The 12,895-nt window shown below is 64.1% G+C and carries 7 protein-coding genes; 6 read left to right on the plus strand and 1 reads right to left on the minus strand.

Translation table 11 applies throughout. The annotated features are described in order from the left end of the window. The first annotated feature begins 320 nt into the window (after positions 1–320). The 6 genes from E3T51_RS13245 (at position 321) to E3T51_RS13270 (ending at position 12,210) form a co-directional block, all read left to right on the plus strand. Entirely contained in the window at positions 321–6,443 is a 6,123-nt protein-coding gene (locus tag E3T51_RS13245) for a fibronectin type III domain-containing protein (protein ID WP_134530230.1), read from the plus strand. Positions 6,444–6,772: 329 nt separating this feature from the next. Continuing rightward, on the plus strand, positions 6,773–7,978 hold the full coding sequence (locus E3T51_RS13250) for an Rv2578c family radical SAM protein (protein ID WP_134530231.1): 1,206 nt from the start codon (positions 6,773–6,775) through the stop codon (positions 7,976–7,978). Between the two features lie 157 nt (positions 7,979–8,135). Next, complete coding sequence (locus tag E3T51_RS13255) at positions 8,136–9,356, plus strand: sensor histidine kinase (protein WP_134530232.1); 1,221 nt, start codon at positions 8,136–8,138, stop codon at positions 9,354–9,356. After that, positions 9,353–10,759 (plus strand): hypothetical protein, encoded by a 1,407-nt coding sequence (locus E3T51_RS13260; protein WP_134530233.1) that lies wholly within the window; start codon positions 9,353–9,355, stop codon positions 10,757–10,759. Before E3T51_RS13255 ends, E3T51_RS13260 begins: the two co-directional genes overlap by 4 nt. Continuing rightward, complete coding sequence (locus tag E3T51_RS13265) at positions 10,759–11,388, plus strand: thymidine kinase (protein ID WP_134530234.1); 630 nt, start codon at positions 10,759–10,761, stop codon at positions 11,386–11,388. The genes E3T51_RS13260 and E3T51_RS13265 overlap by 1 nt, the downstream gene beginning before the upstream one ends. Before the next feature lie 282 nt (positions 11,389–11,670). Continuing rightward, entirely contained in the window at positions 11,671–12,210 is a 540-nt protein-coding gene (locus E3T51_RS13270; RefSeq protein ID WP_134530235.1) for a sortase, read from the plus strand. A gap of 181 nt (positions 12,211–12,391) precedes the next feature. On the opposite strand, the gene E3T51_RS13275 is transcribed toward E3T51_RS13270, so the two are convergent. Then, on the minus strand, positions 12,392–12,700 hold the full coding sequence (locus tag E3T51_RS13275) for a DUF7882 family protein (protein ID WP_104192632.1): 309 nt from the start codon (positions 12,698–12,700) through the stop codon (positions 12,392–12,394). Between the last annotated feature and the right edge of the window lie 195 nt (positions 12,701–12,895).

Genomic DNA, 12,895 nt, shown 5'->3' on the forward strand with positions numbered 1-12,895 from the left:
ACTCGTTACAACTCGCGGCACCCTGAGGAACGGGTGCCCACTTCCTTGAGGGGAGCCGCGAGCGCAAATCTCCTTGTGGCACCTGCTGGGGAAGCACGCAGGTGATCGAAACCAGTGCCAGCCGCCTAAACGCGCCGCCGCATCCATTTGGGCGCACGACGTGAAACCCAGCGGACAAGCCCCTTTTGGGTGCCCTCCGTAATGGGGCTGATGCCCGGGTTGGTTGCTGCACCAGAGTAAATCCTTGGAAACACCTATGACTTGTAGGTGCATATCGGGGGACTTTCGTGGCTAAACATCGGTCAATTCGTCGCGCGCGCGTGAGGGCAGTCGCCCTCAGTACGGCGATCGCACTACTTTTCGGACTCGGATTTTCTGCGGTAGGTACCGCCGCCGCAACCGAGGCGCCGACCGACACTGTCGTCACGGCCGAGCCGACCGAGGGAATGACTGCAACAACGGATGCCCCAGCTCCGACGGATGTCCCCTCCGAAGATCCGACGGACAGTGCCGTGCCGACGACGGAGCCCAGCACCGACCCGACCGCCGCGCCGAGTGCCGAGCCGAGCGCCAAACCGAATGTTGAGCCGAGCCTTGAGCCGAGCGCCGAGCCGAGCCTTGAGCCGAGCGCCGAGCCGAGCGCCGAGCCGAGCGAAGCGCCCGCGGCTACCTCTACCGAGGCCCCGACCCCCGCAGCTCGAACGGCCGCCGAGGCGCTCGCCGCTCCGGCCGCGGGGACCGCGATCATCTCCGGTCGTCTGATTGATTCCGTCACGAAGGCCCCACTCGCGGGATTGTCGGTTGAGCTCGGGCGGGACGTCGCCGAAGATGATGGCCAAACGACGCCGACTGCCACTACCGACACCACTGGTACGTTCACGTTCACGGTCACCGAACGCAACTGGTACTACGTCGAGGCTGTCAACGATGCGCTTGGGTACGTTCGCACATACGTAGACAGCCTTGACGTCTTACTCGGTGAAAACTACGCACTCGGTGACACCGAAGTCGCGCTCGGTGGGATAATTTCAGGCACGCTGACCCCGCCGGCAGAGCTCACCACTTTACTCAGCACCTACGTCATGGCCGTCCCCGTTTCAGGATCGACCAATGGCTCCGGCTCGAGCACGGTCGCCGTCGAGCTGGAGCCCGGTACCTCAACTCACTGGGACTTGGCTCTTGTGCCCGGAACGTACGATCTTCAGCTCTCTAACTCCTACGGCACCACTACCGAACTCTGGTGGAATAGCGTCGGCAACGCAGCGACGCGGAGTGCCGCTGAAGCCATCGTGGTGACGGTCGGCACGCCCGTCTACAACTTGAATGGCGCGCTGAGCTACGGTAACCACACGATTCGTGGAACGGTCATCGATGACCAGGGTGATCCGCTCGCCAATGTTCGCGTACAAGCTCAACCCGCTACCTCGGGTTCATCCTCTTACGGTAAGACCGGCGCAGACGGAACGTATATCATTGGCAATCTCCCTGCTGGCGACTTTGTCGTGCAGTTCGATCCGCGCCCAGGTGATGGCTCCAGCGAGTTCTACGACAACGTCGCCACCGTCGACGAGGCGCGCACGCTCTCCTTCACCAACGGCGTTGCAAAGGTCCATGAGAACGTTAATGCCACGATCGCACGCGGCTACAGCATCAGCGGCATGGCGGAGATTGCGCCGAATCTTGTCACTTATGCCAGCGTTGAGGCCGAATCAGTCGATGGCACGGTCACCAAGTACGGGTCGTGGAACATCGACGATGGCACGTACACCATTCAGGATCTCGCCCCGGGCAGCTACACCGTCAAGTTCACCGTCGGTAGCGTAACCGAGTATTACGGTGGGGACACCCAGGCTGAAGCGACCGTTCTCACCGTGCCTGACGGCGATACCCCTGACCTCATCGGCATCAACGTGTCCATCTCCGTCGCGACGATTTCCGGCACCGTAGCGACTCCGCCGAATACCTATCCACAGGTTGAAATTCTGTCTCTCGACGGTACCAAGGTCATTGCGACCGCATACACCTACAACGGAGTGTATTCAGCTAGCCTCAAGCCCGGCAGTTACGCGGCTCGCGTTCTTGAGAACAACACAGTGACGCAGTATTACGACGGCGTCTTCAGCCTCGCCGACGCCACGCCAATCGTCGTCGCTGACGGCGAGACGTTCACGGCCGACTTCGGTGTCGTCGGCGGCTCCATTTCGGGAACCGTGACGTCTGATGCATCGGTGGCTGGCACCGTGGCCACGCTGTTTCGAGCCAACGACTCTCTCAACTCGATCCGAACGGTCACCCTCGACGAAACCGGGGCGTATTCTTTCGTGGGGCTCACCCCGAACAACTACGTGATTAAAATCGCCACGAACGACACACTCTTCGCTGAGCGATGGTTCGGCCCGTCGGGCAAGAAAGCGGATGCCACCGCCATCGATCTGAAGGCGAACGCGGAGTACACCAACGCCAATATCGTCCTAACTAAGGGCGGCGGCATTCGCGGTACGATTTCCGGGCTGCCATCCTCCTATCCCGCCAACGTTTTTCTATACAACGCTGACCACCAGTGGGTTACAAGCGTTTACGCATATTCAACCGATGAATCAGACCAGCGCACATGGAGCATGGCGGGACTACCGGCCGGCGAGTACAAGGTCCAGCTGAACAGCTCCGGAATCTCAGACTGGTGGCAGAACGGCACCTCTTTCGAAACCGCGACGGTGATTTCAGTCATCGCGGGCGAATGGAACGAGGATGTCGACTTCGCGCCGGGCGTCTCGATCAGCGGCACCGTGACATCCGCTCTTGATGGCAGCGCCGTTGCCAGCGGTAACGTCCAGGCGTACCTCGATGGGCAGAACACCATCTACTACGCCAGCCTGACCTCCGACGGTCGCTACGCGTTCTCGAACCTTCCCGATGGCGCATACCGGTTGAAGTTTGACGGCTACCGCATCGGCGGCGCGTATTCCATGCAGTGGTATACCGGCGCCTCCGATCTCGAATCGGCCACACTGGTCACCGTCCTCGATGGAGTCGCAGCTACTGGCATCAATGTGGAGTTACAGAATGGCATCACTATTTCGGGCACTGTAACGGATGCCGTCACGGGCGCCCCGGTCGCCAACGCGTCGGTTTCAGGGTGGTCGGGCTATAGCGCCAGCACCGACGCAAATGGAAAGTATTCGTCGACCGTCGCTGAGGTAGGAAACTTCCAGCTAACGGTCTCTACTTCCGCCTATGTCAGATCGTCCGAAACCATCACCGTACCCGCTGAGGGCTTGACCAGCGCCGACGCGCAACTCGTTCCGGGAACCGTCATCTCGGGAACTGTCACAGCCGCGAACAACGGCGTGCCCCTGTCCTTTGTGAGCGTTTTCGTCTCGACTGACCAACAAAATTGGTCGTGGTACAACCAGACGACCACGGACTACAACGGCAATTTCACGTCGCAGCCGCTGCTTCCGGGCACCTACTATGTGCGCTACGCCAACGACCAGGGCCAGTACGTTACCCAGTGGTATAACGTCGCGGCCACTGATGCTCAGTCCACCGCCGTGGCAGTCGGCGTCCACCCCGTCACCAATATTGATGCGCGGCTCACTCTCGGCGGTGCGATCGTCGGCACGATCACCGGCTCTGACGGTAAGCCGGTCGCGAATGCGCGCGTCGGCCTCGCTACCGCACCGGCGCAGCCCATGGCTCGTATGTTGGGTGCCCAGGTGGCCGGTGGCGAGCTGCTCGGCATTGAAACCTACACGCGAGCAGACGGAACCTACACAATGCCTCCCGTCGAACCGGGCCGCTACGTGCTCTATGTCTACGACCAGAATCACAAAACTACCTGGTACAACGGCAAATCCACCCTCGCCGACGCCGACGTGATTACCGTTGAGGCTGGCCAAACGCGCACAGTCAGTGAAACGGTCGCCCCGCTCGCCGAAAACGAAACCGCTCTCGAGCCCGAACAGACTTTGAGCAACAACTTCGCGGTCACCGAGCAGCCGGCCGACCAGTCAATCGAGAGCGGCGACAGGTCCACCTTCACCGCGTACGCCTCCGGAACGCCGCTCCCGAGCATCCAGTGGCAGAGCGACGAAAGCGGTGTTTGGAAAGACCTCGACGGGCGAACCTCGACGACCCTCAGCGTTACTGCACCCGCCTACGGCGATCCCGCAGTGAACTACCGAGCGGTCTTCACCCAGAACGATCAAACCCACACCTCCGACCAGGCCGCCCTGACCGTTCTGGCCCCGATCACGGCTCCGGCCGCACCGGGCGCTCCGACGCTTTCGAAGCAGACCTACACTGGCGGCACCATCTCTTGGACGGCTTCGGCGAGCAACGGAGCAGCCATAACCGGCTACACCGTCAAGGTTTATGACGGCAGCACCCTGGTGCGCACCGTTCCGACCGGCGTGGTCCTCACCTCCGTGATCAGCGGTCTCACCGAAGCCACGGACTACAAGGTCACGCTCACCGCACATAACAGCCAGGGTGCGAGCACGGAATCTGAATCCGGCACGCTCAGCACGATCGCGTTCACAGCGCCGAACGCTCCCTCCACGCCTACCCTCACCGCCATCGACAGTACGCAGGTCACTGCAAAGTGGGTCGCGCCGACCGACAACGGCGGAACTCCAGTGACCGGCTACACCGTGAACATCTATCAGGGAACCAACCTGGTCGACACCAAGACAACGGATGCTCGCACCCTCACCTTCACCGGCCTCACTCGGGCCACGGCCTACACTGTCGCGGTCAGCGCGACCAACGCGGTCGGTAGCAGCCCTGCCTCTGACCGTTCAGCGGCGGTAACAACGAAGGCCACCGTGCCCGACGCGACGACAGCGCCGACGCTGGGGGAGGCATCCGTTTCTAAGATCACCGTCAGCTGGGCGGCGCCGAACGATGGCGGCGCTGAACTCACGGGCTACACCGTGCGGCTGTTCAACGGCAGCACGCTGGTCGAGACGAAGACCCCGACGGCGACCACGGTCACCTTTGCCGGCCTCGCACGGGGAATCGCCTACACGGCCGACGTCTCGGCGTCGAACGCCATCGGTGCGGCAGCAGCCTCCGCTGCCTCCGCCGCCCTCACCATCCCGGTGACGATCCCCGGCGTCCCCGCCGCGCCGACCGCGACTGCTCCCTCGGCCACCGAGATTGCCGTGGCCTGGACGGCTCCGACTGACAACGGTGGAACCGCGGTCACGAGCTACACCGTGAAGCTGTTCCAGGGCCCGACGCTGGTCAGTACGAAAACAACGGGCGACCTGTCCGTCACTTTCTCGGGTCTCACTCGGGTTACTGCGTACACGGTCGAGGTGTTCGCCGCGAACTCCGTCGGCGCGGGGCTCGCCTCCGATCGCTCTGCGGCGGTTACGACGAAGGCGACCGTGCCCGACATTACGAGTGCGCCATCGCTGGAGCAGGCATCCGTTTCAAAGATCACCGCCTCCTGGACAGTCCCGAACAACGGCGGCGCTGACCTAACCGGATACACAGTGCGGCTCTTCAACGGCAGCGTGCTGGTCGAGACGAAGACCACGACGGCGACCACGGTCACCTTCGTCGGCCTCGCACGGGGAATCGCCTACACGGTTGATATCGCTGCTGCCAACGCGGTCGGTTCATCAGCGGCATCCGCTCTCTCTGCCGCCGTCACCATTCCGCCGACGACCCCCGACGTTCCAGCGGCACCGAACGTCACCGCGCTCTCGGCGACTGAAGCCAGCGTCACGTGGTCGGTTCCTGCTGGCACCGGCGGCTCTGCACTGACCGGATACACCGTGCGCGCTTTTCATGGCAGCGAGCTAATTGCCGAGAAGACAACGGATGCTGCCACCACGACCGCGACGTTCGCCGGCTTGCTGGCAGCCACCAAATACACGGCAACCGTGCAGGCAACGAACGGCGTGGGCAGTAGCGCCTACTCGGCGGATTCCGCTGCGGTACGCACGCTGCCGGCGACCCCCGCTGAGGACGACCTCAGTGAGGACATAGAGAATGCGATCGTTCCGGACACGCTCGAACTCACTCAGGGTGAATCGGTCACAATCAGCGGACTCGACGCCGGCGAGCAGTACTACGCCTGGTTCCTGTCGACGCCGATCGGGACGTCGTGGCAGACCGCCTCGGCCACGGGAACCATAACGGTGACGGTTCCCGCGTCGCTGGTCGGAGCGCACCGCATCGCGATCAGCGACGCGGCCGGCGACATTATCGGGTGGTCGACCGTGACTATTGCTGCCGCCACGGTGCCGGCGGCCACACCCCCCGCCACGAAACCGGCACAGACGGCCGCGATCGTCCCGGCGGCGAAGGCCCTATCCGACACTGGTATCGACCCGCTGCCGTTTACGCTGCTCGCCGGTCTGTTCATCGCCCTCGGCGCTGCCGCTATGACCCTCGGGCGTCGCCGCGGGCAGGCTGGTCTGATGCGCTAGGGAACAGCATCCGTCGGTCAGCACAGTGTTGGCCGACGGATGCCGCAGAGCGGGACGTCACGTGGTTCCCAGCACCGCTCGTGGCACCCCGTAGTAGGGGTGCCCGCTTCCCAAGCGGATGCCGCGACCCGCCCCGATCCTGCCCGCGCCTCGTTGCCCGCGCCTCGCGGCACCCCTTACAACTCGTGGCACTCTGAGCATCGGGTGCCCGCTTCCCGAACGAGTGCCGCGAGGAGGCAGTGCGCGCGGTGCGGCCGCCGGCATCCGCTTCACTCCGGGTTTATTGCGCAGTGCTTGCATTTGACTAGTACCTGTGTTCGACTAGATGCATGCGGTGGAGCTCACAAGAATTACAAACTGAACAGGTCGGCGCACTGCCGGGACTTGCCCGCCTGAACAACCTGGTGCGCAGTGTGCAGACGCCCGAGTTCGCGGGAATCACGTTCCACGAGATCCTCTGCAAATCGGCGCTCAATCACGTTCCCGGCCAGAGCGCGATGCCGTTTGGCTACACGATCAACCCTTACCGCGGCTGTTCGCACGCCTGCACCTATTGCTTTGCGCGCACCACGCACCAGTACCTTGACCTCGATGCCGGCAAAGATTTTGACAGCGAGATCATCGTGAAGGTCAACGTGGCTGAGATCTTGAGAAAAGAACTCGCCAAGCCGACGTGGGGCCGGCATCCCGTGGCCCTTGGCACCAACACCGACCCCTACCAACGCGCGGAGGGGCGCTACCGCCTCATGCCCGGCATTATTGCGGCCCTCGCCGACAGCAAGACGCCCATCTCCATTCTCACCAAGGGCACGCTGCTGCGCCGCGACCTCGACCTGCTCGTGGAGGCCAGCGAACACGTTCCGGTGGACCTGGCCATGTCGATCGCAATTTACGATGACGAGTTGCAGCAGTCGGTCGAGCCCGGAACCCCCACCACCACGGCGCGCCTCGCCACGGTCACGGCGGTGCGCGAACGCGGTCTCGACTGCGGCGTCTTTCTTATGCCGATTTTGCCCTTTCTCACCGACACCCGCGCTCACCTCGACGAGGCCCTGCGGCGGGCTAAGGCTGCCGGCGCCACGAGCGTGCTCTACTCGGGACTCAATCTCAAGCCCGCCGTCAAGGACTGGTACCTGCTGTGGCTCGCGCGCGAGCATCCGGAGCTGGTCGGTCGCTACCTTGAGCTCTACGCGGGCGGCCAATACGCGCCCAAGGAGTACCGCACCTGGCTCGCGGCCCGCATCAAACCCCTCATTCGCGCGCACGGCTTGGAGCGTGGAATCGTCGACCCGGCCACCGGGGGCCTGCGGTCGAGCGCCCTTCCGGCCTCTCCCGAGCGGATGCCCGCGTCCCCCTCTCGCCTACCGGCCCCGTCCCCTGTGCCGTCCGCGTCAAGCGGACGGGGCCCGGCCCCCGTCCATCGGCCCAGTTTAGAAACTGGGCCCATGGCCATAAGGTGGGCCGAGAGCGCGCAGGGCTCCCGGTCGCTGATCGCCGCCGAGCTCCCGCCCGATCTGGCGCCGACGCTGTTCTGACGTTTGTTATGGACGGGCCCCGTCCATGGGCCCCGTTTAGAAACTGGGCCCGGGGCCATAAGGTGGGCCCGGCGAGCGGATGCCGCCAACCATGCCCACCCACCCCCGGTGGCATACTTGACCCGGGGGAAATATGTCTTTAGGGTTACCGGGCCACTTGGTCCAGCTGACGCTCACGCGCGCCCTCGCGCGGGCCGCGCACTGGTTTGCGCTGACCTGTCTCATGGCGGCAGCCGTGTCGGTTGCGATCCTTAGCCTGAACAGTCCCGAACTCTGGGTGACAGTCGCGGTCGTCGTTGCTATGGGCGCCCTGCTCGTGCTCTTCACCCGGCATCGCCGCATTGCATTCGCGATCGCCTATCTTGTCGTGGGAACCCTCGGCGTCTACATCTTCACGACGACAGTGCTCAGCGTTCCGAACGTATTTCCCGCGTCGAATATGTTTCTCGTTGCTATGCCCAAGATGGCGCTCATCATGGTCGGCGGCGCCGGAATAACCGCCGTCGGCGGCGTGCTCTGGAGCACTGCCGCCTTCATCCTCGCCGAGGCCGCCGCCTTCCTCGCTATCCTGACCACCACCGTGCCGTACCGGCCCGACCTGTTCACCCTGTGCACCTACCTTGTGCTCGTCGGTGCAATGGTGCTCGCCGGAATCGACCGTCGCGCGAGCAACGCCGCCCAGCCCGCGATCCACCGCGCAGTGCAAGACGGCGCCAACCGGCAGTTGCGTGACGCCCTCGATACCCGTGCCATCGCCCTGCTCAACGACACGACGGTGGCTCAGCTCGTGGCGCTGTCGCTCGCCGAGCCCGGGCCGCTCTCGCCGGGCCTCACCGCGAGCCTCAACTACACCCTGACCACCCTGCACGACACCAACTGGCTCACCGACATCGATGCCCGCACCAACACGGCTGCGCAACCAACCAACACCGAGAAGTTGGACAGCGATGTCTGGCTCTCCAGTGCCGTGTACACCGCCATCGAACGCTGCCGTGACCGCGGACTCGTCGTCGAGGTCACCGGCGACCGCGACGCCCTCGCCCGTCTCGACGCCGACAGCGACCGCGACGTCGGCCTCGCCGTGCAGCAGTGCCTCGTCAACGTCATCCTGCACGCCGGAGTCGCCTCCGCCGAGGTCGCCGTCGAATCCGACCTGAGCACTATTTCACTGCTCATAACGGATGCGGGCCGCGGCTTCACGGAGTCGGAATCCGCGTCCGACCGCCTGGGTCTCCGCCAGTCCGTGCGGCGACGCATTGAACAACTTGGCGGATCCGTGCTGATCTGGAGCCGTCCGGGCGCCGGCACGAACGTGCGCCTGACGGTACCGGCGGCACAGATACACCCCCAGGACCGCATCAAACGGCTCACCGCATGACCCGCGCAACTCCCACTCCGCGTCGGCCGCGCGCGCCGGCATCCGCGTCGCAGCAGCGGCTCGACCCGATCGGAGGCCTCGCCGTCTGGCCGCTCGCTCCGGTTATCTCCGCCATCGTCGTCACCTACGCCGTCGTCGCGACGATCTCCCGAGTGCATGAGATTGCGCTCGAAGAGCTCGCGGTGGCATCCGTTGCCGTACTCATCATCGCGGCCGCCGTGCTCGCCTGGGCCGCCCGCCCCGATCTGGCCCCGTTCACCCGCATCCGCGCCATCGTGATCGTGGCCCTGGGGCTTGCGGCGCACCTGCTCGCCGCAGTGAGCACCTGGCAGTTCAACGGAATGATTCAGGACGACTTCGCCCCGATCGGACTCGGCCTGCTGCTTTTGGCCCTCGCGCCGTTCCGGCCGTGGAAAGAGATCCTCGTGCTCGGCGTCTGCTCCGCCGCAGTAGTGGGCATCACGGCCCTGGTCCAGTCACCGTTCCTCGGCATCCAGACGCCGCCCGTTTTGTTCGCCATCATCGCCATGACCCAGGTGCTCGCGCCCGGGCTGGCCTCCGCCGCGTACTCTCGACAGGTCGTCAACTCTATTCACCGCTGGCAGACGGATGCCCGCCGCGCCATCCGCGCGCGCACGGAAGAGAGTCGCGGCCCCTTAGCGCACGAGGTGGTGGACCATCGGCTGACCAATCTCGGCGCCGATGTACTCCCCTTCCTAGCCGACGTTCTCGCTCGGCAGGAACTCACCGCCGCCGACATCAAACGCGCACGCTCCCTCGCTTTCCAGGTGCGGCGGGTGCTCGTGGCCGAGGTCGACCACACCTGGCTCGACGACCTCATCGGCCGCGAACGCAGCGGCCTCACCGAGCGCGGCCTCAACCCGCTCTGCGTCATCGCCGACCCCGACCGCCGCGCGACCGCTTTCGACTCCGACCAGCGCGCCGCCGCCGGGGCCATGATCGTGGCCCTGTGCACCCTCAAGGGATTCGACCCGACCAGCCTGATCGTGCAGATCGACGGATCCGGCGCCGCTCCGACCGATACCGCCTTGGTCACCCAGGCCTTCGGGTTGCGCGGAGCACTTCCTACGCCGGCCACCGACACCACGACCATCGCCATCGTCACTGCAGCCCAGGAGCAGGCGGCCGCCCAGGCCCACACCCAGGCGCGTGCTTGGGCGCAGCTGCATTCCCAGACACGACCCCGACGCGATGATCGCGCTGTCGATACCATCACCATCCAGGTCGTAATCTCTCTACCGCCACACCAGCGACGCCGCGCCTTGCGCCCGTACCTCAGCGTGCTGCGCGCCGTTTTCACTCGGGTGCGGGTGACCAGCCGGCATCCGTTGCTCACGCTAGAATTTAACGCTGAACGCACCACGACCAAAGGCATCAAATAATGGCGAAACTGTACTTTCGATACGGCGCCATGAACAGCGGCAAAAGCACGTCCATGCTTCAAGCGGCTTACAACTATGAGGAACGCGGCCACCATGTGCTGCTGGCCAAGCCGAGCGTCGACACCAAGGGCGACCGCGGCATCCTCTCCCGCCTCGGCGTCGCCCGAACCGTCGATTTTCTGCTCACCCCCGAGACGGATGCCTACGCCGTGTTCGCGCAGCACCGCGCGCAGGTTCTGAAAAGGTCGGGCAGGGACGTGAGCGCCCTGTTGCTCGATGAGGCTCAGTTTCTCACCGAAACCCAGGTCGATGACCTGCTGCGCATCGCAATTCTGGAGAACGTGCCCGTGCTGGCCTACGGCATCCGCACGGACTTTCAGACCGTCGCTTTTCCCGGCAGCCGCCGCCTGCTCGAAGTTTCCCATAGCCTCGAAGAGCTCAAGACCATCTGCCGTTGCGGGCGTAAGGCCGTGTTCAACGGGCGCAAGATCGACGACGTCTTCGTGTTCGACGGCGATCAGGTGGCCATCGACGGCGAAGAAGTCACCTACGAGTCACTCTGCGGCACGTGCTACCTCGAGGAGAGTCACGGCGTGCTGAACAATCGCAGCCGGCCAGCACCCGAATAAGGCCTGCGGAGCGCTCGTTCTCACGATCGCGCCGTCGCGCTTACCTTGACGCGTTCGGGCCTGACGGAACGGCACGCGACGTCTGAACCCGCTTCGCATACCCCCACTTCAGGGACTTATCCGCGTTTCTACACCGATTTGGCGAAATAGGAGCGAAGTGGATTGTGTGTTGCACCAACCAGCCCACTAATCTGAAAGTCGCCTAGGTATTTCACGACGATATGCCGGGACGCGTCAATTTCGACGTATCAGCCGTTCGACTACCCGGGGGGACCCTCACTTATGTTCAAGAAAAGCCTCGCTACTGCGGCACTCGCCGTCATCGCCGTCTTCGCCTTCGTTCCCGCAGCAAACGCTGCGGACTACGTGGCCGCCAGCCTCACCACTGTCACCGACTCCACACCGGCTCCCGGCTCGGCCACCACGGTGTCCTTCGCGGCCACGGCGTTTAACAATGGAGAAGAGGTCAGCTTCACGGCTGAAGGAACCCCCGCGGCGACCCTGAGCGTCGTCAAGGCTGCCCTCTCCAACACGGTCACCAAGACCGCGTCCACCACAGGCGCCGCCTCCGCTGTAATCACCGTGCCGAAGAACGCCACGGGCGTTTACACGGTGACCGCCAAGGGAGTTTCCTCCGGCAACGTGGGAACCGCTGTACTGACCGTGACCGCCGCCGATGCCGGCACTGCTGCCAAGGGCCTTGCGTCCACTGGCTTCGACGCTCCGGTTCTCGTCATCTGGGGTGCCGCTGGCCTCCTGATCCTCGGTGCCGCTCTCGTCGCCGTACGCATCTCGGTTCGTCGCCAGCACGCTGCCGCGTAATTAGCTTCGCCTGGCAGCACCTGGCTGCTTAGCAAAACGCCTCGACTCCCTGCGGAGTCGGGGCGTTTTGCATGCCTGAAGCGACTGCCGCCTCGCAACCCCGCGGCGACGCTGTGCGGGCACAAAAAAGCCCGGCCAGGGAAGTTGACCGGGCCGGGCAGACGTTGGGCCAACCGCCGCGTCAGAGGGTGCGCTGCGCCGGTTCCGTCACGATCTGCAGACCAGTCGCGGAATTGGCCGAGAGCGACAGTGCCTCGACCCAGTCGCGGTTAAGTACCGGCGATTTGCTGCCGAAGTACTTATAGACCAGAGAAATGCCGGGGTGCACCCAGACGGTGCTGCGGCCTCCCCCAACGAAGGGGTCGTCGCGCCAGGAGAAATAGAACGATTCGCCGCGGCGCAGTTTGGCGCCGATCACGAGTTGAATATGCGCGAGTACTCGATCGTCGAAATCGACGGTGATACTCGAGTCGTACGTGAACTTGCCCATTATTGTGCCTCGCGCTGGTTCATCGGCGAACGCGAACGGCAGGCCGAGTCGCATACAACCACGGGTTTCGTTCCCAAAACGGGAGCGATAATTGCCATGCGCTGACGATCCTAGTGAACTCCGACGCAAAGTACTTCGCGGAGTCAGTTAGAACCGAGCCCCAATTCTGGGGACAGTCAGATCGGTTTGACAGTG

The organism is Cryobacterium serini, from assembly GCF_004404025.1.
Taxonomy (GTDB): Bacteria; Actinomycetota; Actinomycetes; order Actinomycetales; family Microbacteriaceae; genus Cryobacterium; species Cryobacterium serini.